This window comes from Microbacterium sp. F2 (assembly GCF_052274505.1).
Lineage (GTDB): Bacteria > Actinomycetota > Actinomycetes > Actinomycetales > Microbacteriaceae > Microbacterium.
This window is the reverse complement of record NZ_JBNVBV010000002.1, coordinates 265,833-292,374: the sequence shown is the minus strand read 5'-3', so window position 1 is coordinate 292,374 and position 26,542 is coordinate 265,833. Positions and strand designations below refer to the sequence as shown.

The window sequence follows — 26,542 nt, the reverse complement described above, 5'->3', positions numbered from 1 at the left end:
CCGGTGGGCGGTTGAACTCGCAACACCGAGATGACTGCTCACTTCGGTCGGTCGCACCTCGCCCAGCTCCTCGAGGAGGAGGAGGATCCGCTCGTCACCGGTGCGGCCTCAGGCATAGGCGCGGCAGTCACCGACCTGCTGCTGGCGAAGGGGCTGCGGGTCGTCGGTGCAGACATCACACCGCACGAAGCTCTCGGCGAGAATCACCTTCCCGTCAGCGTCGATCTGAGCACGGAGCGTGGTGCGGAGGACTTCGTCAACGCCGCCGCCGAGCGCTTCCAGGGAATCGACGCGCTCGTGAACTGTGTCGGAGTGCAGCTCAACCGGGAGGACGGATTCGAGACGATCGACGATGACGACTGGGCGAGATCCTACGAAATCAACTTCGCAACAGCGATGCGCTGCATCCGGGCGGTTCTTCCCGAGATGAAACGGCGCGGGGGAGGTGCGATCGTATCCATCAGCTCCCTCGCCGCGTCGGAGCCCCAGCCGCCCAACATCGACTACGCCGCCTTCAAGGCGGCCCTCACGACGGCGAGCAAGGCGCTCTCGCGCGAGGTGGCTCTCTCGGGCATCCGAGTGAACACGGTCTCCCCTGGGCCCGTCGACACACCACAGTTCCGTCGGTGGTTCGAAGGCAGTCACCCCGGCACTCCCGCAGATCTCGACGAGCGGATGCGGCGATACGCCGTGGACGAGCGGGGACTTCCCTTTGGCCGGCTCGGCACGGCGAGGGAGGTCGCCGCGGTGATCGCGTTCCTGCTCGGTGACGACGCGTCGAATGTGACAGGAGCGGACATCCGAGTCGATGGAGGAGCATCTCGTGGCCTATGAACGGCTGGAGGGCGGCGGAGCCCCACCCTCTGCCGCTCTGGTGACCGGTGGCGCTTCGGGAATCGGCGCGGCCACCGTCGCCGCGCTGAGAGCCGACGGGACCCGTGTGGCGGTGCTCGACCGGACGCAGCCGTCGCACGAGACCGACGGCGTGCGGTCGTTCATCGCGGACCTCGCAGACCCCGATGCGGCACGCGACGTCGTCGACACGATAGCTGCCGAGTGGGGGCGCCTTGATGTCCTCGTCAACTGTGCGGGCATCTCGGGTGCGATGCCCGTGCATGAGACAACGGACGATGCGTGGGCCCGGATGATCGATGTCAATCTGTCTGCGGCGTTTCGGACGAGTCGGGCCGCCCTCCCGCATCTCGCACGCACACGCGGCTGCATCATCAACGTCGTGTCCACGATCGCCCTTCGCGGCTATCCCGCCCAGGCGGCCTACGCCGCATCGAAGGCGGGTCTTGTGGGGCTCACCCGGCAGATGGCGGCGGATTACGGCGCGGACGGTGTGCGTGTCAACGCGGTCGCTCCGGGCGTCACCGATACGCCGTTGACGAGTTCCCGGTTCCTTTCCGATCCCGAATGGGTCGCCGACGTCGTCGGTCCGGTACCCCTCCAACGCGCCGCGCGAGTCGAGGACATCGCGGGCGCCATCCGCTTCCTCGCCAGCTCAGAGGCGGCCTACATCACCGGTCAAGTGCTCGCCGTCGACGGGGGAGTCTCCACGTCGTCGCTCTCTGCGGTGCCCCGTCGTCCGCAGTTCGCATCGTCTCTCACGGTGTCGCCGTAAGAGTGCTCGTCCTTGGGTGCGGTGATGCCAGTGATCATGTGCGCGTCAACCGCATCGCTTGTCTTCGTTGCCCGAGCAGGGCTCGCCGTCGCTGGTGCGACGCTGTCAGCGCGATCGACGGCTGGATCTGGGGGACTGACGACCAGCCACCGGGCCGCCATCGCGCGGTGGGAGCTGTGCGCTACCGGCTGAGAGTTGCGAAGCGGCGGATCGAGAGCGGCACGAACACGACGAGCATCGCCACAGCGAACAGCAGGACGTAGACGACTGGATGCTGAAGGGGCCAGGCATCCGTCGCGGCACTTCCCGCGGGAGCATTGCCGAACAGCTCTCGTGCCGCCTGGACGAGCGCAGACACCGGGTTCCACTCTGCGAACGCACGCAGTGGCCCGGGCAGGTTCTCGCTCGGGACGAACGCATTGGAGATGAAGGTCAGGGGGAAGAGGATCAGGAACGAGGCGTTGTTGATGACTTCGGGGCTGCGCACCACGAGCCCGAGGAACGCCATGACCCACGAGAACGCGTACGAGAACACCAGCAGCAGGGCGACCCCCGCGATGAAGTCCAGCGCCGATGACTCGACGCGCCAGCCGACGATGAGTCCCGTCAGCATCATCACGACCAGCGACAGCACGTTGATCACGAGGTCGCCGACCGTCCGTCCGATCAGCACCGCGGATCCGTTCATCGGGAGCGTGCGGAACCGGTCGATGATCCCGTCCTTGAGGTCTTGCGCCATCGCCGAGCCCGAGTATGTGGAACCGAACACGATGGTCTGAGCGAAGATCCCGGCCATCAGGAACGAGGTGTAGTTCTCGCCGGGCACGGTGATCGACGAACCGAACACGAACGTGAACAGCAGCACGAACATGATCGGTTGGATCAGCGTGAAGATCAGGATGTCGGGGACCCGAGTGATCTTCTTCAGGTTGCGCCAGGTCGCGATCGACCCATCCGAGACAAACCGGGTGAGCGGCGTTCCCGGCATCGGTGCCAGGGTCTCGCCGGGCCGTGCGGTCGCGGGGGTCACGTCAGCGTTCATGCTGCGTCCTCCTGGGCATCTGCCTGTTCGGCGGCATGACCCGTGAGCTGCAGGAACACGTCGTCCAGGGTGGGCCGGCGCATGCCGGCATCGTGCAGTTCGACCCCGGCCGCAGCAGTGTCGGTCATGATGCGCGAGAGCGCGTCTGCTCCGTTGCTGACCGGCACCACCAGGCCGCGGGTCCCGTCCGACGCGACCGGCCCCGAGCCGTAGCGCGAGAGGATCTCACGCATCGCGTCGGCGTCGCTTTCGCTCACGAGGCTCACCGCGATCCGCTGACCGCCGACCGACGACTTCAGCTCGTCGGCGGTGCCCTTCGCGATCACCCGCCCGTTGTCGATGATCGAGATCGAGTCGGCGAGGCGGTCGGCCTCCTCGAGGTATTGCGTGGTCAGGAGCACCGTCGTGCCGCCGGCGACGAGCGATTCGATCACGTCCCACAGTGCGAGCCTGCTGCGGGGGTCGAGGCCCGTCGTCGGTTCGTCGAGGAAGAGCACGGGCGGATTGATGACGAGCGCGCCGGCCAGGTCGATCCGGCGCCGCATCCCGCCCGAGAATCCTTTGACGGGCCGGTTCTGGGCATCCACGAGATCGAACAGCTCGATGAGTTCGCGCGCCCGCTGGGCTGAGCGGCGCCGCCCGAGGTGGTACAGCATCCCCACCATGAAGAGGTTCTCGAACCCGGTGAGGTTCTCGTCGACCGCCGCGTACTGACCGCTCGCGCCACTCATCCGACGGATCTGCTGCGGATCTGCGAGCACGTCGACACCGTCGATGCTCGCGGAACCGGCATCCGGTCGGATGAGGGTTGTCAGCACCTTGACCGTCGTCGTCTTCCCGGCGCCGTTCGGCCCGAGCAGCGCTGCGACGGTTCCCTCCGGCACTGACAGGTCGAGCCCGTCAAGCGCGCGGACAACCGGCGCACCCCGCGGATGGTACGTCTTGACGAGCCCGCTCGCCTCGATGAAAGCCATAGCACGGATGGTAACGGTGCCCGCAGACATCCGGGTGCCTGCCAACGGCCCCACGGGGGAGGACTGTCCCGCATGATGGATGCATGGCTGAGCCGGTGACGTCCCAGCGGATTCTCGAGCACGTCCAGCGGCTCGGCGAGGAGCATCCGCCGATCGAGCTCGATTCGGTCGACCGCGGCATCCGTGATCCGCATACCGTTGCCGATCGGTACGGGCATGTGATCGACTATCTCGCTCGTGTCGAACTCGAGGTCGACCGCAACGTCCTCGAGCTGCTCGTCCTGTTGCCCGATGTCAGCGAGGTCGACCGGATGTTCTACGCCGACGTGTGGCAGCCCCAAGAGATCCAGCATGGACTGATCCTCGATCGACTGCAGCAGGATCTCGGGTGCCCGGCGGCTGAGCCCGTGCTCGAGGTGTCGTACAAGATGCGGATCATGGGCGCTCTCGCGCACTTCTCTGCGATCCAAGACATCGCGCGGCTGCTGTATTACCTCACTGGCGCGAGCACCGAACGGCAGGCGGTGCTCGCCTACAACACGATCCACAGCGGGATGACAGGGCTCGGTGAGTCCGCGATTGCCGAGACGATCATCGCGCCCATCCGTCGGCAAGAACCCGGCCATTTCGCCTTCTATCGGATGAGCGCGACCGAGCTCGTGCACTCCGGGGCGCTGCGACCCTGGCAGCTCTACCTCGCCCGCGTCCTGCGCGAGAAGACCTACAACCTCGTCGGCACGAACGGACAGGACCGCTACCGCGCGCAGATGGGCGGCGTCGTCACAAGCCTCGGGTTCGACACCGACCTCGACAAGTACGCGCGCGAAGTCGGCCGCATCGAAGCGCAGCTACTGTGGGCGAACGAGCAGGGCATGGAGTTTCCGCCCTACGTCCTGCGGGCCCTCCGCGAGAGCATCGACCTCTACCGCGAGCGGGGCTTCGGCGACGCCGCGTGACGCGGCATCCGTGGTGGCATCCGCTGCCCGGGCCGACCTCTCGTGGGTAGGAATTCTCGCCGAGGTAGGGCGATGTGCATGCTCATCATCCTGCCTCGGCGATTGCTCCTACCTCCGTGAGGCATCGCACAAGACCACGGATGCCGATGGCGGCGTAACCTGACAGCGCGGCCGGATACGGCATCCGACCCGGGACGGAGCTGACATGCACTTCGGGCTGCACATCGCGGACTTCACCTTCGACTCGGGGCCGGCCGAGCTCGGCCAGACCCTCGCGCGGCACGTCAGGCATGCTGAGGATGCCGGCATCCAGCGGATCACCGTCATGGACCACTTCTGGCAGCTGCCCGGCATCGGCCCCGTCGAGCACGAGATGCTTGAGGCTTACGCGACCCTCGGGTTCCTTGCCGCGCACACGTAGAAAGCGATGCTGCACGTCCTGGTCACGGGCGTCATCTATCGGCATCCCGCCCTGCTTGCCAAGCAGGTGAGCACGCTCAATGTGCTCTCGGGTGGCCGGGTCGGACTCGGCATCGGCGCAGGCTGGAACGAGCAGGAGTGCGTCGGCCTCGGATTCCCGTTCTCGCCCGTCGCGCAGCGTTTCCGCGAACTCGAGGAGACGATCCAGATCTGCCAGCAGATGTGGTCGGACTCCGACGAGCCGTATGACGGGGCGATCTGGCAGCTCGGGCGCACGCTGAACTCGCCCCAGAACGTCACGAAGCCGATGCTGATGATCGGCGGCGGGGGAGAGAAGAAGACCCTCAAGCTCGTGGCGCAGTACGCGGATGCCTGCAACCTCAGCGCCCTCGCTGGAGTACCCACGGGCAAACTCGACGTGCTGCGGGCCCACTGCGACGATGTCGGGCGCGACTACGACACCGTCGAGAAGACGGCAATGATCGGCGTGAATCCCGAATCCACGGTGGACGGCGTCGCCGGCCAGGTGCGGGCGCTGGGGGAGGCGGGCTTCACGACGACGTACGTCTTCTCTGTCGGCATCCGTCAGCCCGAGAAGGTCGTCGATCTGATCGCCGGGGTCGCCGCGCGAGTGTAGCGGGCCGAGTCCACCGCACGCCCACCGCACGAAGGTAGGTGCTCTCGCCGAGGTAGGACGTTTCTGGTGCACATGGTCCTACCTCGGCGATTTCTCCTACGTCGGTGCGGTTTCGACGGATGCCGGAGCTCGGCTGCCTGAGTTCAGCCGCCGAGTTCCGATCGCACGATCGCCGCGCCCGCGGTGAGGGCGGCGAGCTTCCCGCGGGCGAGCGCGCGGGGAAGCGGTGCCATGCCGCAGTTCGTGGACGGATAGAGGTTCTCGGCATCCACGAACTGCAGCGCCCGCCGCAGCGTCTCGGCGACCTCCTCGGGGGTCTCCACCGTCGAGCTGGCGACATCGATCGCGCCCACCATCACCTTCTTGCCGCGGATGAGTTCCATGAGGTCCATCGGCACGTGGGAGTGGTGGCACTCGAGCGAAACGATCTCGATGCTCGATTCGCGGATGCGGGGGAAGATCCGCTCGTACTGGCGCCATTCCGACCCGAGCGAGGCCTTCCAGTCGGTGTTGGCCTTGATGCCGTAGCCGTAACAGACGTGCACCGCGGTCTCGCACGTGAGCCCCTCCGCCGCGCGCTCGAGCGCCGCGATTCCCCAGTCGTTCACATCGTCGAAGAAGACGTTGAACGCCGGCTCATCGAACTGGACGATGTCGACGCCGGCCGCGGCGAGTTCTTTCGCTTCTTGGTTGAGGATGCCGGCGAACTCCCATGCGAGCTCTTCGCGGCTGCCGTAATGGGCGTCGTAGAGCGTGTCGATCATCGTCATGGGGCCGGGCAGCGCCCACTTGAGGGGGCGGTCGGTGTGGGCGCGCACGAAGGCGGCATCCTCGACGAACACCGGCGCTTTGCGCGCGACGGGGCCGGCGACCGTCGGAACCGACGCGTCGTAACGGTCGCGGATGCGCACCGTCTCGCGGCGCTCGAAGTCGACGCCCGCGAGGTGTTCGATGAAGGTCGTCACGAAGTGCTGGCGGCTCTGCTCGCCGTCACTGACGATGTCGATTCCCGCGTGCTGTTGGTCCGAGAGCGCCAGCAGCAAAGCGTCTTGCTTACCTTCGGTGAGGATGTCGTCGTCCAGCCTCCAGGGCGACCAGAGCGTTTCGGGCTGCGCGAGCCATGCGGGCTTGGGCAGGCTGCCTGCGGTGGAGGTGGGAAGGAGCGTCACGCCTGGGCCTCCTCCAGCTCGCGGGCGGAGAACTGCGCCGACCACAGCTCGAGCGTCTCCCGGTGCGGATCGATGAAGTGCTCCTGGGCGAACCGGCCCTGCTCGACGGCGAGGCGGCTGCGCTCCTCGCGGTCGTACTCGATGCGTGTGAGCGAGTAGTCGCGCTGGCTCAGGCTCGGCTGGAACCGCGCCGGAGCTGAAGAGTTGGCGTTGTATATCTCGGGACGGTAGATCTTCTGAAAGCTCTCCATGGTGGCGATCGTGGAGATCAGTTCGAGGTCCGAGTAGTCGGTGAGCAGATCCCCGACGTGGTAGAACGCCAGCGGCGCAGCGCTGCGCGGCGGCATGAAGTAGCGGACCGTCATCCCCATCTTCGCGAAGTAGTCATCGGTCAGCGAGTACTCGTCTTGGCGGTACTCGACCCCCAGAACCGGATGCCGCGTGTCGGTGCGCTGGTAGGTCTTGGTGCTCGAAAGGCTCAGGCAGATGACGGGAGCCTTCGCGAAGTGCCGCGTGTAGGCATCCGACGCAACGAAGCTGCGGAACAAGTTCCCGTGCAGCACCCCGAAGTCATTGGGAACGCTGAACCCGGATCCGCTCGCATTATGCGCGGGGAGGACGACACTGAAGTCATAGTCGCGCACGTACGACGAGAAGTTGTTGCCGACGATGCCCGGAATGCGGGTACCTGAGCGGTGGTCGACGATCGTCGTCTCGAGAACCTCGATGATCGGGAAGCGCTCGCCGTCGCCGCCCCCGTCGAGGTCGATCGATACCGAGACGATGTCGAGGTCGACCGAGTAGCGGTCTGCGCTCTCGTTGTCGTCGGCGGCGAGCTCATTGAACCGGTTGTCGATCATCCGGATCGCGTTGCGGAGGTTCTCCCTGCGGTTCTCGCCGCGTGCGAGGTTTGCGAAGTTGGTGGTGGTACGCGTGTTGTCGAGGGGGCGGTAGTCCTCGTCGAAGCGGACGCGTTCGAGGGAGAAGACGGGGACGGGCGGAGACGTCAGACGCATGACAGACCGATCGTGTTCGGGCGAGCCAGGGCGGCCCGCTGAGTTGGCAGGGAGCCGCAGCGCGTGCCCGATGACGTGCTCGGGCGCGAGGCTTCGCGTCATGCTGCGATGTGTTCGAGCATCTCGGCTTCGCGCCCGAGGTGCAACTCGCCGCGTAACACAGTGACGGATTGGTGAGCGGTGGTCAGGCCTCGAGGGGAACGGATGCCGCGCCCGAACCCACCGGCACGAGGCGCGTCAACTGTGTGACGTGGCGGGGTTCGAGTTCGGCAAGGCTCGACACGCCGAGCAGGCGCATCGTGCGCTCGATCTCGGTGCGCAGGATCTCGATCGTGCGATCCACGCCCTGGCGGCCCCCGGCCATCAGGCCGTACAGGTACGCGCGACCGATGAGCGTGAACCTCGCGCCGAGGGCGACGGATGCCACGATATCGGCGCCGTTCATGATGCCGGTGTCGATCATGACCGTGGCATCCTTGCCGACCTCCCGCACGACCTTCGGCAACAGGTGGAAGGGGATGGGCGCGCGGTCGAGCTGCCGACCGCCATGATTGGAGAGGATGATGCCGTCGACGCCGTGGTCGATCAGGCGCACCGAGTCGGCGACGTTCTGCACACCCTTGATGACGATCTTGCCGGGCCAGAGATCGCGGATGACGGCGAGGTCGTCGTAGCTGATGGTCGGGTCCATGGCGGCATCCAGCAGCTCCCCGACGGTGCCGCCCGTCGACGAGAGCGAGGCGAACTCGAGCTTCGGCGTCGTGAGGAAGTCATACCACCACCAGGGCCGCGGAATCGCGTTGACGATCGTGCCGAGCGTCAGCTGCGGCGGGATCGAGAAGCCGTTGCGCTTGTCGCGCAGGCGCGCGCCGGCGACCGGGGTGTCGACGGTGAACATGAGGGTGTCGAAGCCGGATGCCGCAGCTCGCCGGGCCAGCGCGTAGGAGATCTCCCGGTCGCGCATGACGTACAGCTGGAACCAGTTGCGTCCGTGGGGGTTGGCGGCCTTGACCTCTTCGATCGAGGTCGTACCCAAGGTCGAGAGCGTGAACGGGATGCCCGCGGCTCCCGCCGCCGAGGCTCCCGCGATCTCGCCCTCGGTCTGCATGAGCCGGGTGAATCCGGTCGGGGCGATGCCGAAGGGAAGCGCCGACGCGCCCCCGAGGATCTCGACGGAGGTGTCGAGGTCGGGAGCGGGGGTCAGGATGTCGGGGTGGAACTCGATGTCCTCGAATGCGCGGCGGGCGCGCGAGAGCGACAGCTCGCCCTCCGCTGCACCATCGGTGTAGTCGAACGCGGCCTTCGGGGTGCGGCGCTTGGCGATCGTGCGCAGGTCGGCGATCGTCAGCGCGGACTGCAGGCGTCGCTTGCGTCCGTCGAACTCGGGCTTCTTGAACTTCATGAGCTCGAACAGCTCGGCCGGCTGGGGAAGCTGACGTTTCACCATGACGGTGTCCTTCCGTGTCATCGGATGCCCGAGGGCTGTGTGTCCTGACCACACGGTATCGCAGGTCGTCGAGGCTCCCGTCGATGAGTCCGGCAGCCCGCGGTAGAGATCGGACGCGCAGTGGTGGAACTGCTCCTCGAGCAGGATCGCGAGCATCAGCGACCCCGTCAGGTGAGGTTCACCCCGAGCTCGTCATCCGGGAATCCAGTCGAGCGACCCTGAGTATCTGAGCCGCATCGCGCGCATGCTCCCCTAACGTGGGCCGCATGAGCATGTCAGCAGCCCTTCGCACCGCCCAGCGCTCGTCGTTGCTCCAGGTCGTCAAGTCCGCCGTCGCCACCGTGCTCGCGTGGTTCCTGGCCGGGTGGCTGATCCCTGCCCAGCCCCCGGTGTTTGCCGCGATCGCCGCGCTCCTGGTGGTCCAGCCGAGCCTGAACCAGTCGTTCGGGAAGGCGCTTGAGCGCAGTGTCGGGGTCATCGTCGGGGTTGTGGTTGCCTCGGCCCTCGGCATCCTGCTCGGAACCTCTACCTGGGTCGTCGCGGTCGCTGTGGTCGTGGCGCTCGTGCTCGCGTGGGCCCTGCGGATGACGCCCGGCACCGGAAACCAGGTAGCCATCAGCGCGCTCCTCGTGCTCGCCCTGGGAACGGCAACACCCAACTACGCGCTTGATCGCATCATCGAGACGGTCATCGGCGCAGCGATCGGTTTCGTCATCAACGTCCTCATCGTTCCGCCGCTACCTGTCGAGCCGGCCCGCCGCGCCGTGCGCGCGCTCGCCGATGACCTCGCCGGAACCCTCGACCGCCTCGCCGATGCCCTGCAGCACTCGCAGAGCCAGGCGCAGCTGGACGATCTTCTCGCGCGGGCGCGAGCGATGCGAGCGAGCCGGGATGCCGCGGGTGCCGCGATCGCCGCGGCGCGAGACTCGCTGAGCTTGAACCCTCGTGCACCACGCCATCGCGCCGAGCTCGCTGCGCTCGACACTCTCGTCACGACGTTCACGCCGATCGTGACGCAGGCCGTGGGAATGACCCGCGCGTTCCACGAGCGCTACGACGACACCCTAACGGGCGAGCCTGCAATCGGTGCGATCGCCGAACAACTGCGCCGAGCGGCACACGATGTGCGATTCGCGCCTGATCGCGGCGCTGCTCCTCCGACTGCCGGCGTGGTCGAACCCGCCGCGCTGACCAGGCCCCTCGCCGTGACCGCTCCCTCGTCGGATCACTGGATCCTCGTGGGCTCGATGATGGTCGACCTTCTCCGCATCCATCATGCGCTCGTGGAGATCGAGATCGAGTGAGGCCGCCGGAGTACTAGCGTTATCAGGTGACTTCGGCTCGTCGTCCCCTTGCCGAAGGACCGAGCTGGCGAGGGTGGCTGATCTGGTCGGTGGCCGTTGCCGGATACGTTCTGGCCGTCACCAACCGCAGCTCTCTCAGTGCTGTCGGTGTAGACGCCGCTGATCGCTTTGGCGCCGATGCCTCCACGCTGTCGCTGTTCGCGGTCATCCAGCTCGGGGTGTATGGCGGCATGCAGATCCCGGTGGGAGTGCTGCTCGATCGCTTCGGGTCGCGCCCGATCATGACCGTCGGCATGGTGCTGATGGCGCTCGGTCAACTCGGGATGGCGATCTCTCCGAGCGTCGGTATCGCCCTTGTCGCCCGTGTTCTGCTGGGCGCGGGAGACGCGGCCATCTTCCCCGGCGTCATCCGCCTCATCGCCACCTGGTTTCCCGCGCAACGCGCACCGGTCATGGTGCAGCTGACCGGCATCGTCGGTCAGGCCGGGCAGCTGGTGGCGGTGATTCCCCTGGCGGCCTTGCTCCACGCCACGTCGTGGACGATCACGTTCGGGTCGATCGCGGGGCTCGGTCTCGTGTTCGCCATCCTCATCGCTCTGGTCGTACGCAACCATCCACCCGAACTGGAGCGGGATGTCTCGATCAATACCGACACGGGTGCGATCCGGGTCGTCACCTCGACCGTGGACACGGGGGTCGGCATCCGTGCCGCGTGGGCGCATCCCGGTACCCGACTCGCGTTTTGGTCACACTTCACCACCCCCTTCGCCGGCACGGCTTTCGTGCTGCTGTGGGGAATGCCGTTCCTCACCGTCGGCGAAGGGCGCACGGTCGCCGAAGCCGCCGGCATCCTGTCGCTGTACGTCGTGGTCGGGATGGCCCTCGGACCGATCATGGGCGGACTGTCGCAACGACTGCCCCAGCATCGATCGCGCGCCCTCGTGCTGCCGTCGGTCGCTGCTCAAGCTGTCGCGTGGGCGGTGGTGATCGCCTTTCCCGGGCCCGCGCCGCTCTGGCTGCTGTTCGCGCTCGCCGTCGCTCTCGCCATGGGGGGACCCGCGTCGCTGATCGCGTTCGACCATGCCCGCACCCACAACCCAGCACAGCGCTTGAGCACGGCGACAGGGGTCACCAACGCGGGCGGATTCCTCGCCGCGCTCATCGCGATCTACCTCATCGGTCTCGCGCTTGACCTGCAGGGCGCTGGGACACCCGACACCTACACGCTGCAGGCCTTCCGCATCGCGTTCCTCACGCAATTCCCGCTGTGGGCCATTGGGGCGTTCTTCATCGTGCGAGAGCGCCGGCGCACCCTCATCCGCCTCGGTCTCGTGAGCCCTCGAGCTCCGCGCTGAACAGGGCGTCCTCGCTGACGCAAGGGTGGAAATTCGACGCGAGCGCGCGCATCCTAGACGCGTGAGCGCGACGAACCCCCGCGATGAGTACGAGGCGCTGAACCACGCCGTGGACCGTCTCGTGCGCCGCATCCCCTGGGCCGACGAAGCGGGCGTCAGACTCATGGTCGCCGAGGAGGTGGCGGCTCTCGGTGATGCGCGGTTGCGGCACTTCATCCCCGCGATGGTGGAGGCTCGGGTGCTCCGGCGGCTCCGTGCGCCCGGACCGTTGGACATCGCCGTCTAGGCGACTTCAGCGTTCAGTATTACTGAAGGTTTGCTAGCATCGCGTCATGCTTGTTGCAGCCATCGTCATCATCACGCTTGCCCTCGTCTTCTACTCCATCGGCGTCTGGGCGGAGCGAATCCAGCGCACCCTGAAGTGGTGGCACGCCGCGTTCTTCGCAGGAGGCCTCGCCGCCGACACCACCGGGACTGTGCTGATGTCTCAGATCGCGGCAAGCCGTCGAGCGGATGGGGTCGCCGCGGGCGGGCTGGATCAGTTGATGGCGATCACCGGGCTCGCAGCCATCATCCTCATGGCGATCCACCTCGTGTGGGCCGTGATCGTCCTGATCCGAGACCGCGCTAACGAGAAAGCTGTCTTCCACCGATTCAGCATCGTGGTGTGGGCCATCTGGCTCGTGCCCTACGTGCTGGGCGCGGCCGGGGCGATGATCGGGGGCTCAGCGTCCTGATGCTCAGGAGATCGTGACGGCGGTGCCGTAGGCACACACCTCGACGCCGCCGCTGTCGCCGTAGTCGTTGGTCTCGAACCGGAAGGCCACGACGGCGTTCGCGCCCTTCGCCTCAGCCTCAGCCGACAACCGCGAGAGCGCCTCGATGCGGGTCTCGTGGAGCAACTCCGTGATGCCCTTGAGTTCGCCGCCTGCCAGAGCCTTGAATGATGCGCCGATGTTGGCGCCGATGTGCCGTGAACGTACGGTGAGCCCGAAGACTTCCCCGTGGACGGCGGTGATGGTGTGACCGGGGACGTCGTTGGTTGTGACGATCAACATGGCGTCAGTCTGCCAGCGGGGCGAGCCCGGGGGAAGAGCGCGCTTACGACGGGTCTAGTCCTGGCTCTCATCAGTCGGTACCGCCCGAACGAACGCGTCGACCTCGTCGGCCGGCATGTCGATTCCGGCCTGGCACAGCCGCTCCTGCAGAACCTCGCGGAGGCGGCGCCGGTTCGCCCGGGGGTGATCCATGCGCGTCTGCGCGAGAATGCCCGTCACCTCGTCGTGGACGCTCGGCGCGTTCATCGCCATCCTCGGTCGACTCTGGGTGGTCGGGTCTGTGGCATCGCGCGCGGCATCCGTCCCGACATCGCGACGCAGCCGTCGCCGCAACGCTCGCTCGGCACGCGGACTCTCGCGGTCATCGTGGAGTTGCGAGACGGGAGGCTGGGTGTCGCGATTGCCGCTGGCGCTGCTTGTGCGGGACGCGAGGGTCTTGTGGGTGGGGTTCGTCATAGCGAACTCCCTTCCGTGGGGTCGGCCTCCAGAATCGCTGCACACATCTGTCTGCGCCACCCGGTTGACAGAGCGCGGCTGACGCGTTCCGAGATGCCCTCAGCTGGTGGCCGACAGCTCCGACGAGGGCTGCGCCGCCGGCGACAGCGTCGACCGGGCCCGCGTGACTCGCCGATCGGAGAGAGCAACATCGTGCGCCTCGCCCACCAGCATCGTGGACCCGGATGCCGCGCGGTCGGATGCCGTCCCCACCCAGAGCTCGACCGTGCCGGGCTCGACCCGGCGGATCAGGTCTACTCCGGCGGCTGCGAATCGTCCACTCGGGACGTCGAACGTGACGATCGCGCTCTGTCCGGGTTCCAGCGCGACCCGCTCGAAGCCGATGAGTTGCGCGACCGGCCGCGTCGTCGACCGATACGGGGTGTGGGCGTAGAGCTGAACGACATCCGTGGCCCCGCGCTTCCCGATGTTGGTAACGGTGACGCTGACGCCGAGCTCGCCGCTCGTCGGTGCCGTCTCCGGCGCCGACAGATCGGTGTACTGGAAGCTCGTGTAGCTGAGACCGAACCCGAAAGGGCGAACGGGCGTGCTATTGGCAGTCGTGATCTCGGACGGCCCTCCCAGCAGGGGATGCAGGTAGCTGTAGGGCTGGGCGCCAGCCGACCGCGGCAGGGAGACCGGCAGTCGACCAGACGGCGAGACGTCACCGGCCAGGATGCGTGCCAGGGCGCGTCCACCTTCTTCGCCGGGGAAGAAGGCCTGCACGACAGCGCCGACGGCATCCGGTCCATCCAGTGCCCAGTCCAGGGCGTAGGGGCGCCCGCTCAGCACAACGAGCACCACAGGGGTCCCGGTTGAGGCGATCGCGGCGATGAGCTCCCGCTGGACGCCGGGCAGGTCCAGGCTGGAGACGTCGTTGCCCTCCCCCACCGTCCCGCGACCGAACAGGCCCGCGCTGTCTCCGACCACGACGACGGCGACATCGGCATCCTCGGCATCCGCAACGGCAGCTGCGAATCCGGACCGGTCATCGCCTTCGACGGCACACCCGGCCGAGAAGGTGATGTCGGCGGCCGCGAAGCGCTCACGGATGCCATCGAGGACACTGGGTGCGTCGAACCCGAGCGGGGTCTCTGGATGATGGGCGAGCACGTGGTTCGCAAACGAGTAGCACCCCATCAGTGCTGCATGCCCCGCCGCGTTCGGTCCGCTGACCGCGATCCGCAGACCCGGGGCTGCGCCCAGCGGCAGCAGCGCGTCATTTCGAAGCAGCACCACCGACTCCTCGGCAAGGCGCCGGGCGAGGTCCCGGTGGACGGGGGAGTCGAGGGCGACGGCCGTCGGGGGCGTCTCGAACTGCTCGTCCAGGAGCCCCAGCTCTTCCTTCTGCGAGAGCACGCGCAGGACGGCGCGGTCGACAAGGGCGACAAGCTCCGGATGCTGCACGATCAGCTCGCGAAGCGGTGCCGTGTACGCGTCACCGGTGGGCAGCTCGACATCCACGCCAGCGCGCAGCGCGAGAACGGCAGCCTCACCGCGATCGGCGGCCAGCTGGTGCATCGTGTGGAGGAAGGCGACCGAGAAGTAATCGGCGACGGTCACCCCGTCGAACCCCCAGCGACCGCGCAGCACGTCGGTGAGGTACGCGGGCGTGGCAGCAGCAGGGAGCCCATCGATCTCGGCATAGGAGTTCATGACCGACCGGGCTCCGCCCTCGATGACTGCCATCTCGAACGGTGGAAGGTAGACATCCGCCAGCTCGCGCGGCCCGGCGTGCACGGGCGCGTGGTTTCGTCCCGCCTGCGAACCCGAGTAACCGACGAAGTGCTTGAGTGTCGCGTGCACGCCCTGCGACTGCAGCCCGCGCACGTAGGCGGTGCCGATGACACCGACGACGTACGGGTCCTCCGAGATGCACTCATCCACTCGTCCCCAGCGCGGATCCCGCACGACATCGAGCACCGGGGCGAGCCCCTGATGGATGCCGAGCTCCCGCATCGACCCACCGATCACCGCCGCCATCTCGGCGACCAGGGTCGGGTCGAACGCGGCGCCCCAGGCAAGCGGCGTCGGGAAGGTGGCAGCCTGCCAGGCGGCCAATCCCGTCAGACACTCCTCGTGCACGATCGCCGGAATCCCCAGGCGCGAGGTCTCGCGAAGGCGCTTCTGCTCGCTCCACAGCCACTGCGCCCGCTCGATCGGATCGACGGGCCGAGTGCCATAGACACGGGTGAGGTGACCGATCCCGTGAGCCGAGGCATCCGTGTAGAGCGTAGAGGTGGCCATTTCGCCCTGTAACGGAGCGACGATGTCGTCGCCCTGGTCGACCCAGAATCCGACGAGCTGCGCGAGCTTCTCGTCGAGGGTCATCTCGCCGTGAAGCGATCGCACACGATCGCTGACGGGGGGAGTGGGTTCATCGAGCACGAGCACAGTTCCTTCGGTCAAGCGGGTACCGCGGCCGCGGTACCCGGGCGGGGTCAGCCCTTCACGGCTCCAGTGAGACCGCCGACGATGCGGCGTTCGAAGAGGCTGAAGAACACAAGCGCGGGAATCATCGACAGAGACGTGAAGGCGAGGACCTTCGCGGTGTCCACCGAGTATTGCGAGGAGAAGGATTGGACGCCTAGCGGCAGCGTGAACTGCGCCTCATTGTTGAGGATGAACAGCGGCAGCAGATACGCATTCCAGCTCCCGATGAACGCGAGGATGCCGACGGTGATCACCCCGGGCACTGCGAGCGGGATGATCATCCGCCAGAAGAACGACAGCCGTCCGCATCCGTCGATGTAGGCAGCTTCCTGGATCTCGTCCGGGATCGCGCGCAGGAACGGCACGAGGATGATGACGGTCGTCGGGAGCGCGAACGCAATCTGCGGCAGGATGACGCCGGGGAGAGTGTTCATGAGGCCGAGTGTGCGCACCACGATGTAGAGCGGGGTGATGGCGACGGTGATCGGGAACATCAGCCCTGCGGCGAAGAGGGCGTAGAGCGCTCCGCGTCCTCGGAAGGAGTACCTCGCGATCACATAGCTGGCCGCCAGACCCATCGCGACCGCTCCGATCGTCGTCGCGAGGGCGACGATGGTCGAATTGAGGACTTGACCCCAGAAGCGACCGCTCGTGGCGACGTCGATGTAGTTCTCGAGCACCCAGGGGCTCGGGAATCCCGCCGGGTCGACCGTGATCTGGGAGTTAGACCGGAAGCCGCCCAGGATGATGTAGATGACGGGGCCGAGCATCAGGGCGATGACGACCAGGGCGACGAAGTAGACGGTGGGTGAGCCCCAGGGGAGCGGGCTGCGCGTGCGCTGACGGGAGCGGCGTGCCGTGCGGGTCATGGTGCTCATCCGGCACCCCTCTCGGTGATCGCTCCGGCCGTATCGCGCCGCAGAACAAAGCGCTGGTATACGAGGGCCACCACGAGCGAGATCAGGAAGATGACGACGGCAACAGCGTTGCCGTAGCCGAAGTTGCCGGCGTTGCGGCCCGTGGCGACCATGTAGATCGCCATCGTGTTGGTGCCGGCGACAGAGGACACGTACTGGCCCCAGATGATGTAGACGAGGTCGAACAGCTGCAGTGCGCCGATGATCGAGAGGAACGCCCAAATGCGCAGGGTCGGTCCGAGCAGGGGCAGCGCGATCCTTCGCTGGATCTGCCAGTATGACGCGCCGTCGATCGCCGCAGCCTCGTACAGCTCCTCGGGGATGCCCTGGAGCCCGGCGAGGAACAGGATGACGGCGAAGCCGACATATTTCCAGGTCAGGATCCCCATGAGGGTCCAGATGGCGATCTGTGGGTCGGAGAGCCAGTCTTGGGTGAGGAATCCGAGCCCGAGCTTGTCGAGGAACCCGTTGGCTGCGCCGTTGGTCGCGAGCATGAGGCTGAAACCCGTGCCGACGACGACCTCGGCGATCACATACGGGACGAAGATCAGTACGCGGATGACTGACTGTCCGCGCATCCGGCGGTTCAACAGCAGAGCGAGCAGAATCGCGATGGGACCCTGCATGACCAGCGATGCCACGACGATGAAGCCGTTGTGGTAGAGCGCCTGCTGGAAGTTCGGGTCGCTGAAGATGACGAAGTAGTTCTGCAGGCCGACGAAATCCGTCGCCGGGCCGTAGCCCGACCAGCGGAAGAACCCATAGTAGGCGGCCATGATCACGGGCAGCAGCACGAACCCCAGGAAGAAGATCACGGCGGGGCCCGCCAGGATCAGGACCTCGAGTCGACCCGACCAGCCGAGGCCCCGTCGCCTGCGCGGCGTTGACGGGGGCGGCGTCTGGACGCCGCCCCCGTCGTGCTGCGCGAGATCGGAAGCGTCCTCAGCGGAGGACATCTCGCGAATTGACATGCTCAGCCCTGCGCGCCCGCCGTGTTGATGGTGGCCACGAAGTCCTCCGGCGTGGTTCCGCCGGCGAGCAGGTCGACGACCGCCACGTTCAGGGCGCTCCCGACGTTCTGGCCCAGGACCGTGTCGAGCCACTGCGAGACGAATGGGGCGTTGTTGTACGCCTCGAGGATCTGCTGCAGGTACGGCTCGGTGACCGCCTCCTGTGCGACGGTGTTCACCGGCGGCGACTGGAAGGCTTCGTAGTACGCGATCTGCTGGTCGGCGCTGGCAACGAAGTTCAGGAAGTCGGCGCATTCAGCGGGAGCCTGGGCGGAGCACGAGTATCCGTCGACGCCACCCATCATGGAGCCTGGCTCACCGTCTCCGCCGGAGATCTCCGGGAAGGGGAACCACGCGAGGTCAGGCAGTGGCTGCTCGTCGGGGGTGAGGGAGGCGATCACGCCCGGGTCCCACGCACCCATGAGTTCCATAGCCGCCTGCCGGTTGGCGATCAGGCCGGCCGAGCTTCCCGCGCCCTGCTGGGCGGGAGTGGTGAGGAAGCCCTCGTTGAAGGGGTTGATCGAGTTGAAGTCGGCAAGGTCCTCCGCTGCGCGCAGCCAGCACTCGTCAGAGAAGTCCTTCGAATCCCCCGTCGCCTCGATGACGGCCGGGCTGCACTCGCGCAACGCGAAGAAGTAGTACCAGTGCGCGGCAGGCCACGCATCCTTTGCTCCAAGTGCGATCGGGGCGATCCCGGTCGCCTTGAGTGCCTCGACAGCGGACTCGAGGTCTCCGATCGTCTCGGGTGTGCCGGTGATGCCCGCGTTGTCGAACGCGTCTTGGCTGTAGAAGAAGCCGCCGGGCAGCACCGAGAGAGGCATCGCCCAGACCTTGTCCTGGTAGGTCTCCGCGGCGAATGACCCCTCGGGGATCTCGCTCCTGATCTCATCGGAGATCAGGCCGGTCAGATCCATCAGCTGGCCGGCGTTGACCATAGCGGTCATCTTGCCGCCGCCTCGCTGCAGGAAGATGTCCGGCGGATCTCCCGCGTTCAGTGCGGTCTGTAGCTTGCCGTCCATGTCTTCGTTCTGCACGGACTGCATCTCGATCGTGACGCCCGGGTTGGCTTCTTCGAACGCTGCGATCGCGTCTATCCAGAATTGCTGTCCCGGACCGGTCGTGGAGTTCTGCCACAGCGACATCGTGACGGTTCCGTCGTCGGACTCGCCGCCGGAGCCACTGCATCCGCTGAGCGCGAGTGCGCCGACGGCCAAAGCGGCCGACGCTGTGAGTACTTTGCTGTACTTCATGTGATTCTCACCTGTTCTCTTCATTGAGGAGCGGCTCGTTCGTCGAGCCGCCGCTGCGTGGACACGGTGCATGTGGGCGAGCGTCCGTGTCTCGCGGCCCGTGGGGGGCGACGTGGGAACATTGTCGCCAGGTCGGTCAAGACATGTCAAACGTTTTCGAAAACCTTTTCAACATCCGCTAGGGTGACCATTCATGGCGAGACGTCCGACGATCACCGATATCGCAACCGCGGCGGGAGTGTCGGTGGCCACCGTCTCTAAGGCCGTCAACGGGCGTTACGGGGTGGCACCCGAGACCGTCGAGAAGGTCATGCGGGTGGTCGCCGAGATGGGTTACGAATCGAGTCTCGTTGCCAGCCGGATGCGCGGTGTGCGCACGGGTGTCGTCGGTGTTCTGGTCGCCGAGTTCGAGCCGTTCAGCGCCGAAGTCCTCAAGGGCGTGGGGGCTGCTGCGGAGTCACTAGAGCTCGACGTGCTCGCCTACAGCACAGCGCGGCGTGTACACGGAGCCGGATGGGAGAACACGTCGCTCGCGCGACTGGCGGGGAGCCTCATCGATGGTGCGATCATCGTGACACCCACCGTGGAGTCGATCGTCGCCGACATCCCGGTCGTCGCTATCGACCCACACGTTGGTCCGGGTGATGGCGTGCCGACCGTCGAGGCGGACAGCTTTGGCGGAGCTGTCTCGGCAGTCAAGTACCTGATCGAACTCGGGCACCGCCGCATCGGGTTCGTCGCCGGGCGACCAGACCTGCGCTCCTCGCGCGCCCGAGACGCTGGGTATCGCCGCGCGTTGGCCGATGCGGGGATCCCCTACGACGCCGACGTCGTGCGTGTCGGCTTCTATGAGCAGGATGCTGCGCGCACCGCTGCTCTGTCGCTGCTGGAGTCACCACGTCGCCCGACCGCCGTCTTCGCCGCCAACGACCTGTCGGCCATCGGCATCATCGAGGTCGCGCGGGAGATCGGGCTGGAGGTCCCGCGCGATCTGTCGGTGATCGGTTTCGACGACGTGCTGGAAGCGTCGCGGATGTCGCCGCCGCTGACCACCGTTCGTCAGCCCATGCGGCGCCTGGGAGCGGCGGCCATGTCGCTGTTGACGACTCTCATGAACGGCGAAGAACCGCCCGAGCGCCATGTCCGACTTGCTACGCAGCTCATCCCTCGCGCAACGACCGCCCCGCCGAGGTCGTCAGTAGAGCGGTAGTGCGACGAGCACGACGACTCCCAGCGCCCCGATGAGCGTCACGACCACCGCCAGCGTCATCAGGAGTGCGCCGTCAGGAACGAGGGTGTGATCCTGTGCCGCTACAGTCGCGAACGACACGCTCTCGTAGCGGCGGCGGGACCATGCCCACAGAACCACCGAGAAGATCACTCCGAGGATGCCGGGCACGATCCACCATCCGCTTCCCAGGGCAGCGGGCAACAGTCGCATCGCGACGACAGATCCGACCGCGATGCTCAGCGCGGTCCGCCGCCGGGCCAGTTCAGTCCGCTCGGGTTGGAGTCCTCGGTCGAAGAGGTCGCCGCTCACGCGTACCGCCTCAGGCGAAGAGGATCGCCAGCAGGATGAGTGCTGCCGATACCGTCACGGCAACGCCCGTGACGGCGCCCAGAAGCGAGCCGGGCAGGGGCGTACCCAGTCTCAGCGCCCGCTCGCTGCTTTGCCATCCGAGCCAAGCCAAAACGGGGGTGATCATGCCCACGACGATGAGCACGAGGCTCGCTGCCAACCGCAGGCCCGGGTGCAGGGCCAACCCGAGCACCTCGAGGGCGACGCCGCCCGCGATCAGCGCAAGCGCCGTGCGGATCCAGGCAAGGAATGTTCGTTCATTGGCTAGCGTGAATCGGACATCCGGCTCGGAGCCATGGCGGTAGACGGACTGCGGAAACCGCGATCTCATCGGTCCTCCCTGCTCGCTGACGAGTCACCACCCTAGCGCTCGATGAGGATCCCTCAGCCGCTGAGCGCGGCGCGAAGGTGCTCGATCGACTCATCCCAGCCCGGATCACCCGTCCCTGCCCAGTCTGCCGCCAGCTCGCTGCCGGGCCCGCAGGCGGCGACCAAAGCGGCGATCGCGAGAGCGACGGTGTCTTCGGTCGGGCGGCCCACGCGCGCGATGAACGAGTCGACTTCCTCGGTGTACGCGTCCCGCTGCGTCGCATGCCCGAGACCGTGCGCGACGACTTCGGCTGCGGCGACGGCGATGATCGCCGTGTCGTGATCGATCTCCTCGCCGTCCTCCAGGGCCTCCGTCAACGCTTCGTCGACGAAGCTCCAGTCCGACTCGTCTTCGAGTTCCCATGCCCAGTCAGCCGCGATATCGTTGCCGAACGGCTCACCACTCCACGCACCCATGGCCGGCACGATATTCGTGGCGGATGAACGGATGCCCCTCGTCGGGTGGCCCGGGTATGACCCCCGGGCAAAGGCTCGTGACGTCCCCTTCCTGCACGATTCCGGGGTCGCAGCCGGTGGTCAGGAGCTCATGCCGCTGGAGAGCTCGGGTGGTTCCGTGTCAGCGATCGGAAGAGTGATCTGCGCGCACGTGCCCGCCGGCTCTGCGCGAGCCAACTCAATCCGGCCGTCCATGGCCGACAGCAGCTCCTTGACGATCGCGAGGCCGAGACCTGTCCCCGGCACCCCGCGGCTCGTGCTCGAGGAGCTTCGATAGAACCGATCGAAGATGTGAGTCAGGTCCTCCTCGGCGATACCCTCGCCCTGGTCCGAGACCGTGACGACCACCTGATGCTCGGTACGGTACGCAACGATCGATATCGTCCCGCGATCCGGCGAGAACTTGATCGCGTTGGTGAGGATGTTGGTGAAAACGCGCGTCAGGTCGATCTCCCGGCCGTGAACGGGCAGATCTGCCTCGATCTCAGCGGCAACCCGAAGGTGACGTTGCTGGATACTGTGCTTCGCGTCTTCGACGCTGCGCTGCAGCGCGAGCCCTGCATCCGTGACGGGCAGAGCGTCAGCTGTCGCAGGCCCTCGGCTGAGCTTTGAGACCAGCAGCACATCGTCGATCACGCCGCGCAGCCGCGTCGCGTTTCGGAGGATCACGTCGACCTGTTCGCGTACGTTCGGGTCGTCGGTCGTGTCGCTGAGCTCTTCGGCGAATCCGAGGATCGATGTGATCGGGGTCCTCAACTCGTGCGTGACACTCGCGACGAAGTCGACCTTCTGCTGTGTGAGGGCCTGGAACGTTCGGCTCACCTGGCGTTCGCGCTCCAACCGCCACTCCATCTCGAGCTCCGCTTCACGAAGCGGCCGCAGGTCCTGCACCGAGACGAGGAGCACGCGGTTCAAGCCCGAGCGGTTTACGGCATCGATCGTAATGGTGGCCGGCGGGTTTCCCGTCGCGACCTCCTCCCAGTCCACGGTCACCGACACGTCGTAGGTGGCCTCGGCAAGCGACGGTCGCAGGAGCGCATCCTCGCGAAGGCGCCAGCGCCCCGTATCCGCGCGTTCGAACTCGCTGCGCAGCAGGACGACCGCCGAGGCGTTGACTTCCAGAACGGAGTACTTGCCTGGGCTGTCCTCTTGGAGGATCGCGAACCCGCTCTTGGACTGCCGGAACGCGTCGTGAAGCAGGTGCGATACCGCCATCTGTCTGTTCTCGAGTGCGCGTCTGTCGTTCTGCGAAGCCGAGATCGCGAGAGTGGTCGCGCCGAGGCAGATCGTGAAGACCTGGAGCGCCGTCGCTGTCGGAAGCTCTGAGCTGGCGGCGGCGTACGCTCCCCCGCCGATGACGGTCAGCTCCGCGGCTGTGCCAACGACCGCGAGAAGCTGCACGGCGACGAAGAACATGGGTTCGGCAACCGCTGCCCACGCCATGAGCGGCATGGCGAGGATCGGAAGGGCGACAGGTGTGCCGGGGAAGAATGCGATAGCCGTGGCGGCGAGCATGGCCACGGTGAGGACGACGCTGCGCCACCAGCGTGCGGATGCTGCGCGCGGGATGGCGATGAGCCCGAGCGGCGCGATCAGCACCATCGCCGAGAGATGCGACGCGCCGATCGTCCAGAAGGCGTCCACGAAGTTGCCGCCGCTGAACTCGCGGGCGACTCCCACGAACGCGCCGACGATGGCTGCTCCGCTGATTGCCCCGATGGCGAAACGACCGACATCCATCAGTGTTGTCAGCCGGGGTCGATCCTGTTCGCGCGAGACCGCTGTCGCAACCACCCACACTTCGACTGCGACCCCCAGTGACCCCAGAACGACCACCAAGAGCGGGCGGTCGGCAACCGCGGAGCCTAGGCCCGAGGCCAAACCCACCGCGATCACGGTGAGCCAGCGCCACCGGAGCGGCGATGCTGCCGCCGCGACTGCACCGACAGCCGCCGACGGCCACCACCACGCGAGGTTCATCTCGCCACGCTGTTCGAGAGCGAAGACGATGGCGAGCGCCCCGCTCAGCGCGACCAGCCCGAAGACGAGGGCTGCGCGCCAGAGGGGCGAGGCTTGACCGATGGTCGCCGCCACGCTTGGTCGCGTCATTCCGATCCCTTCTGACCTGCCCACCCCTTCGGACTAGCATGGCTCACAGCAAGGCCTTTCGCAGGTCTGGAGCAGTCTTTTGCGGAACGGAGGGTCGCGTGGCACGCATCATCGTCATTGATGACGACGCGGACATCGTCCGACTCGTCGCGATCAGGCTTGCGCGCGCAGGACACGATGTCGACGAGTATTACGACGGAACCGCTGGACTCGGGGCGATCCAGGCCTCGAAACCGGACCTCGCGGTTGTCGATTGGATGATGCCAGGTCTTGACGGCATCGCCGTAGCCCAGGCGGTTCGGTCAGATGACTCGCTCGCGACCCTGCCGCTGCTGCTTCTCACCGCCCGCTCCGACCCCGCCGAGCACGAGTACGCCCGCGGGCAAGGCTTTTCTGCCGTCGTGACCAAGCCCTTCACCAAGGTTGAGTTGCTCAGTGCGGTTAGTGCGCTGCTTCCGCCGGACGAGGACGATCCGAAAGCGGGCTGAGCGGATCTGCCAACAGGGCAGCAAAGGCTGCCTCGGCTGCGCCGATCAAGAGCCGGTCATCGGCGAGAACTGCGGCGCGGATGTCGACGTCTTCGGCGTTCGCGGGCATCGACTGCGCGCGAACGAGCTCGGTGAGCTGATCGGCTGCTCCCTCAGCGAGCATCGCCAGGAAGCCGCCGAGCACGATCGCGCGAGGGTTCAGGACGTTGACGGCGTTCGCTAGGGCTATCGCCAGGACCCTCCGTTGCCTGTCCGTTTCGGCTGCGACGGCGGGCTCATCGGATGTCGACAGCGCTGCCGCCAGCGTCGGGTCGTCAGCGCTTGTCAGGCCGACTGCCCGCAGGAGTCGCGAGCGACTGACCTCGTCTTCCAGGACGCCGTCGGGAGCTTGTTGATCGGTCGCGGCGGCGATGCCGGGGCGGTTCTGACCGAACTCGCCGGCGTAGCCCGACACGCCGCGCACCGGCATCCCGTGGACGATGAGACCGCCGCCGATACCGCTCGCGCCGCCGTTGAGGTAGACGACGTGATCGAGTCCGCGCGCCGCGCCGTACAGATGCTCGGCGATCGCCCCGAGCGTTGCGTCGTTGTCGACGGCTGTCGCCAGACCCGTCGCCTGGGCAACGAGTTCGCGGATCGGCGCATCGTGCCACTCGAGGTGTGGTGCGGTACGCACCAGTCCGTCGCGGGCGCGCACCAGCCCCGGAACGGCGACTCCGACTCCCACGATGTGGTGATCTGCGAGCTCCGTCTTCCGCCAGCTGGCGATCGTGTCGGCCACGAGGGTGGCGGTCTCGACAGGAGTGATGAGCTCGGAGCGCTCGATTCGAAGGCGAGCGGCTATCGACTGGTCGAGGGCGACTGCCGCGATCGTCACGGCATCTACCTCGGGGTTGACCGCTATCGCGACGACCCGTGGGTCGGCGGCGACGATGGGCGACGGTCGCCCGACACGCCGGGAAGGGTCGGGGGCGGTCTCGGTCACCAGGCCTGCTGTGCACAGTTCGGCCACGAGGTCGGCGATCGTGGACCGGTTGAGCCCGGTAGCGAGAGTCAACGCTGCCCGTGACCGGGGCCCCTCGAGATGGACCTGCCCGAGGATGCGTGCGAGATTGCGGGTTCTCACGCTGTCGTTTCCCGGCTCGAGCATGCGTTCACTGTAGGGGATAGCGGCAGCATCCGTCGTGGTATAGGTTGTTGCTCGCAACAATTATCCGTGTGCCTCGTGCAAAGGAGCAGTCATGCCCACCCCCACCCCCGCCGACAAGTTCTCCTTCGGCCTCTGGACCATCGGCTACAACGGGGCAGATCCGTTCGGTGGACCCACTCGGCCGGCGCTTGACGTCGTCCACGCCGTCGAGAAGCTCGCCGAGCTCGGGGCCTACGGCCTGACCTTCCACGACGACGACCTCTTCGCCTTCGGGTCCACGGATGCCGAACGCCAGACCCAGATCGACCGCCTCAAAGGCGCGCTGGCCGACACCGGTCTGATCATCCCCATGGTCACCACGAACCTCTTCTCGGCGCCCGTCTTCAAGGACGGTGGCTTCACCTCCAACGACCGTCAGGTGCGCCGATTCGCCCTGCGCAAGGTGCTGCGCAACCTCGACCTCGCCGCCGAGCTCGGCGCGAAGACCTTCGTCATGTGGGGCGGACGGGAAGGCGCCGAGTACGACGCCGCGAAAGACATCCGTGCCGCCCTCGAGCGCTACCGCGAGGCGGTGAACCTGCTCGGCGACTACGTCACCGACAAGGGTTACGACATCCGCTTCGCCATCGAGCCCAAGCCCAACGAGCCGCGCGGCGACATCCTGCTGCCCACCGTCGGTCACGCCCTCGCCTTCATCGAGTCGCTCGAGCGTCCGGAGCTGGTGGGCCTCAACCCCGAGGTCGGCCACGAGCAGATGGCGGGCCTGAACTTCGCCGCCGGTATCGCTCAGGCGCTGTACCACGGCAAGCTCTATCACATCGATCTCAACGGCCAGCGGGGCATCAAGTACGACCAGGATCTCGTGTTCGGCCACGGCGACCTGCACAACGCCTTCGCCCTGGTGGACCTGCTGGAGAACGGCGGCCCGAACGGCGGACCCGCTTACGAGGGGCCCCGCCACTTCGACTACAAGCCCAGCCGCACCGAGGACGAGACCGGGGTCTGGGACTCCGCCGCCGCCAACATGCGTACCTACCTCCTGCTCAAGGAGCGGGCGCAGGCATTCCGGGCCGACCCAGAGGTGCAGGAGGCGCTCGCCGCATCCCGCGTGCCCGAGCTGTCGGTGACGACCCTCGGCGAGGGCGAGTCCTACGACGATCTGCTCGCAGACCGGTCGGCCTACGAGGACTTCGACCCGGCGCAGTACTTCGGAGGCAAGGGCTTCGGTTTCGTGCGGCTCCAGCAGCTGGCCACCGAGCACCTCATGGGTGCACGCTGACC

General features: G+C 66.8%; 28 protein-coding genes. 12 read left to right on the top strand and 16 right to left on the bottom strand.

Translation table 11 applies throughout. From position 1 onward, the window contains the following. Nucleotides 1-30: 30 nt before the first annotated feature. Together ACQVDU_RS06460 and ACQVDU_RS06455 are read left to right on the top strand one after the other, a co-directional pair. The gene (locus ACQVDU_RS06460; protein WP_228177417.1) at nucleotides 31-834 is read left to right on the top strand and encodes an SDR family NAD(P)-dependent oxidoreductase; all 804 of its coding nucleotides are present in this window, start codon (nucleotides 31-33) and stop codon (nucleotides 832-834) included. After that, a complete protein-coding gene (locus ACQVDU_RS06455; RefSeq protein ID WP_228177416.1) occupies nucleotides 824-1,627 on the top strand; it encodes an SDR family NAD(P)-dependent oxidoreductase in 804 nt (267 codons plus the stop codon). The genes ACQVDU_RS06460 and ACQVDU_RS06455 overlap by 11 nt, the downstream gene beginning before the upstream one ends. Nucleotides 1,628-1,808: 181 nt before the next feature. On the opposite strand, the gene ACQVDU_RS06450 is transcribed toward ACQVDU_RS06455, so the two are convergent. Both ACQVDU_RS06450 and ACQVDU_RS06445 read right to left on the bottom strand, forming a co-directional pair. Beyond that, nucleotides 1,809-2,615 (bottom strand): ABC transporter permease, encoded by an 807-nt coding sequence (locus ACQVDU_RS06450; protein WP_443476756.1) that lies wholly within the window; start codon nucleotides 2,613-2,615, stop codon nucleotides 1,809-1,811. A 50-nt stretch (nucleotides 2,616-2,665) separates the two neighbouring features. Next, a complete protein-coding gene (locus ACQVDU_RS06445) occupies nucleotides 2,666-3,643 on the bottom strand; it encodes an ATP-binding cassette domain-containing protein (protein WP_443476574.1) in 978 nt (325 codons plus the stop codon). An 83-nt stretch (nucleotides 3,644-3,726) separates the two neighbouring features. Between ACQVDU_RS06445 and ACQVDU_RS06440 the strand changes: the two genes are divergently transcribed. The 3 genes from ACQVDU_RS06440 to ACQVDU_RS06430 all read left to right on the top strand — a co-directional run bounded on the left by ACQVDU_RS06440 (nucleotide 3,727) and on the right by ACQVDU_RS06430 (nucleotide 5,656). Then, nucleotides 3,727-4,599: a GTP-binding protein LepA gene (locus ACQVDU_RS06440; RefSeq protein WP_292709461.1), complete on the top strand. Its 873-nt coding sequence runs from the start codon at nucleotides 3,727-3,729 to the stop codon at nucleotides 4,597-4,599. Between the two features lie 205 nt (nucleotides 4,600-4,804). Further along, nucleotides 4,805-5,020 (top strand): hypothetical protein, encoded by a 216-nt coding sequence (locus ACQVDU_RS06435; protein WP_443476573.1) that lies wholly within the window; start codon nucleotides 4,805-4,807, stop codon nucleotides 5,018-5,020. Between the two features lie 6 nt (nucleotides 5,021-5,026). Beyond that, nucleotides 5,027-5,656: an LLM class flavin-dependent oxidoreductase gene (locus ACQVDU_RS06430; RefSeq protein WP_443476572.1), complete on the top strand. Its 630-nt coding sequence runs from the start codon at nucleotides 5,027-5,029 to the stop codon at nucleotides 5,654-5,656. Nucleotides 5,657-5,799: 143 nt separating this feature from the next. Here the strand turns inward: ACQVDU_RS06430 and ACQVDU_RS06425 are convergent, their stop codons facing one another. The 3 genes from ACQVDU_RS06425 to ACQVDU_RS06415 form a co-directional block, all read right to left on the bottom strand. Beyond that, on the bottom strand, nucleotides 5,800-6,825 hold the full coding sequence (locus ACQVDU_RS06425; RefSeq protein WP_331790802.1) for a methionine synthase: 1,026 nt from the start codon (nucleotides 6,823-6,825) through the stop codon (nucleotides 5,800-5,802). After that, nucleotides 6,822-7,841: a putative oxygenase MesX gene (locus ACQVDU_RS06420; protein WP_331791050.1), complete on the bottom strand. Its 1,020-nt coding sequence runs from the start codon at nucleotides 7,839-7,841 to the stop codon at nucleotides 6,822-6,824. The genes ACQVDU_RS06425 and ACQVDU_RS06420 overlap by 4 nt, the downstream gene beginning before the upstream one ends. Nucleotides 7,842-8,025: 184 nt before the next feature. Next, entirely contained in the window at nucleotides 8,026-9,288 is a 1,263-nt protein-coding gene (locus ACQVDU_RS06415; RefSeq protein WP_443476755.1) for an alpha-hydroxy acid oxidase, read from the bottom strand. A 266-nt stretch (nucleotides 9,289-9,554) separates the two neighbouring features. On the opposite strand from ACQVDU_RS06415, the gene ACQVDU_RS06410 reads away from it, so the two are divergent. From ACQVDU_RS06410 to ACQVDU_RS06395, 4 genes are all read left to right on the top strand, one after another. Continuing rightward, nucleotides 9,555-10,592 carry an FUSC family protein gene (locus ACQVDU_RS06410; RefSeq protein WP_331790796.1) on the top strand — a complete coding sequence of 346 codons (1,038 nt, stop codon included), beginning with the start codon at nucleotides 9,555-9,557 and terminating at the stop codon, nucleotides 10,590-10,592. Between the two features lie 26 nt (nucleotides 10,593-10,618). Next, on the top strand, nucleotides 10,619-11,947 hold the full coding sequence (locus ACQVDU_RS06405; RefSeq protein WP_443476571.1) for an MFS transporter: 1,329 nt from the start codon (nucleotides 10,619-10,621) through the stop codon (nucleotides 11,945-11,947). Between the two features lie 61 nt (nucleotides 11,948-12,008). Continuing rightward, nucleotides 12,009-12,233, top strand: coding sequence for a three-helix bundle dimerization domain-containing protein (locus ACQVDU_RS06400; RefSeq protein ID WP_300590457.1), 225 nt, complete (start codon nucleotides 12,009-12,011; stop codon nucleotides 12,231-12,233). 46 nt (nucleotides 12,234-12,279) lie between these two features. Then, nucleotides 12,280-12,684, top strand: a complete 405-nt coding sequence (locus ACQVDU_RS06395; RefSeq protein WP_292709475.1) for an HsmA family protein — start codon at nucleotides 12,280-12,282, stop codon at nucleotides 12,682-12,684. Nucleotides 12,685-12,687: 3 nt separating this feature from the next. Here ACQVDU_RS06395 and ACQVDU_RS06390 read toward each other — a convergent pair whose 3' ends face one another. The 6 genes from ACQVDU_RS06390 to ACQVDU_RS06365 all read right to left on the bottom strand — a co-directional run bounded on the left by ACQVDU_RS06390 (nucleotide 12,688) and on the right by ACQVDU_RS06365 (nucleotide 19,110). Beyond that, nucleotides 12,688-13,005, bottom strand: a complete 318-nt coding sequence (locus ACQVDU_RS06390) for a YbjQ family protein (RefSeq protein ID WP_292709477.1) — start codon at nucleotides 13,003-13,005, stop codon at nucleotides 12,688-12,690. Nucleotides 13,006-13,059: 54 nt separating this feature from the next. Beyond that, entirely contained in the window at nucleotides 13,060-13,461 is a 402-nt protein-coding gene (locus ACQVDU_RS06385) for a hypothetical protein (RefSeq protein WP_443476570.1), read from the bottom strand. 99 nt (nucleotides 13,462-13,560) lie between these two features. Beyond that, nucleotides 13,561-15,831: a beta-xylosidase/alpha-l-arabinosidase gene (locus ACQVDU_RS06380; protein WP_443476754.1), complete on the bottom strand. Its 2,271-nt coding sequence runs from the start codon at nucleotides 15,829-15,831 to the stop codon at nucleotides 13,561-13,563. 110 nt (nucleotides 15,832-15,941) lie between these two features. After that, a complete protein-coding gene (locus ACQVDU_RS06375; protein WP_443476569.1) occupies nucleotides 15,942-16,811 on the bottom strand; it encodes a carbohydrate ABC transporter permease in 870 nt (289 codons plus the stop codon). Next, nucleotides 16,808-17,821: a carbohydrate ABC transporter permease gene (locus ACQVDU_RS06370; protein ID WP_300593144.1), complete on the bottom strand. Its 1,014-nt coding sequence runs from the start codon at nucleotides 17,819-17,821 to the stop codon at nucleotides 16,808-16,810. Before ACQVDU_RS06370 ends, ACQVDU_RS06375 begins: the two co-directional genes overlap by 4 nt. Before the next feature lie 2 nt (nucleotides 17,822-17,823). Beyond that, entirely contained in the window at nucleotides 17,824-19,110 is a 1,287-nt protein-coding gene (locus ACQVDU_RS06365; protein WP_300593141.1) for an ABC transporter substrate-binding protein, read from the bottom strand. 193 nt (nucleotides 19,111-19,303) lie between these two features. Here ACQVDU_RS06365 and ACQVDU_RS06360 point away from each other — a divergent pair, with 193 nt between their 5' ends. Continuing rightward, nucleotides 19,304-20,320 carry a LacI family DNA-binding transcriptional regulator gene (locus ACQVDU_RS06360; protein WP_300593138.1) on the top strand — a complete coding sequence of 339 codons (1,017 nt, stop codon included), beginning with the start codon at nucleotides 19,304-19,306 and terminating at the stop codon, nucleotides 20,318-20,320. Here the strand turns inward: ACQVDU_RS06360 and ACQVDU_RS06355 are convergent. The 4 genes from ACQVDU_RS06355 to ACQVDU_RS06340 all read right to left on the bottom strand — a co-directional run bounded on the left by ACQVDU_RS06355 (nucleotide 20,306) and on the right by ACQVDU_RS06340 (nucleotide 23,623). Further along, nucleotides 20,306-20,650: a DUF202 domain-containing protein gene (locus tag ACQVDU_RS06355; RefSeq protein ID WP_300593136.1), complete on the bottom strand. Its 345-nt coding sequence runs from the start codon at nucleotides 20,648-20,650 to the stop codon at nucleotides 20,306-20,308. The genes ACQVDU_RS06360 and ACQVDU_RS06355 overlap by 15 nt on opposite strands. A 10-nt stretch (nucleotides 20,651-20,660) precedes the next feature. Continuing rightward, nucleotides 20,661-21,020 (bottom strand): YidH family protein, encoded by a 360-nt coding sequence (locus tag ACQVDU_RS06350; protein WP_300593133.1) that lies wholly within the window; start codon nucleotides 21,018-21,020, stop codon nucleotides 20,661-20,663. A 53-nt stretch (nucleotides 21,021-21,073) separates the two neighbouring features. Then, complete coding sequence (locus tag ACQVDU_RS06345; protein WP_300593130.1) at nucleotides 21,074-21,475, bottom strand: DUF4259 domain-containing protein; 402 nt, start codon at nucleotides 21,473-21,475, stop codon at nucleotides 21,074-21,076. Between the two features lie 120 nt (nucleotides 21,476-21,595). Then, nucleotides 21,596-23,623: an ATP-binding protein gene (locus tag ACQVDU_RS06340; RefSeq protein ID WP_300593127.1), complete on the bottom strand. Its 2,028-nt coding sequence runs from the start codon at nucleotides 23,621-23,623 to the stop codon at nucleotides 21,596-21,598. Nucleotides 23,624-23,721: 98 nt separating this feature from the next. Between ACQVDU_RS06340 and ACQVDU_RS06335 the strand changes: the two genes are divergently transcribed. Then, nucleotides 23,722-24,111, top strand: a complete 390-nt coding sequence (locus ACQVDU_RS06335) for a response regulator transcription factor (protein WP_300593124.1) — start codon at nucleotides 23,722-23,724, stop codon at nucleotides 24,109-24,111. Here ACQVDU_RS06335 and ACQVDU_RS06330 read toward each other — a convergent pair. Then, complete coding sequence (locus ACQVDU_RS06330) at nucleotides 24,065-25,261, bottom strand: ROK family transcriptional regulator (protein WP_300593121.1); 1,197 nt, start codon at nucleotides 25,259-25,261, stop codon at nucleotides 24,065-24,067. The genes ACQVDU_RS06335 and ACQVDU_RS06330 overlap by 47 nt on opposite strands. A 91-nt stretch (nucleotides 25,262-25,352) precedes the next feature. Between ACQVDU_RS06330 and xylA the strand changes: the two genes are divergently transcribed. Then, nucleotides 25,353-26,540 carry a xylose isomerase gene (gene xylA / locus ACQVDU_RS06325; RefSeq protein ID WP_300593119.1) on the top strand — a complete coding sequence of 396 codons (1,188 nt, stop codon included), beginning with the start codon at nucleotides 25,353-25,355 and terminating at the stop codon, nucleotides 26,538-26,540. The last annotated feature ends 2 nt before the right edge of the window (nucleotides 26,541-26,542 follow it).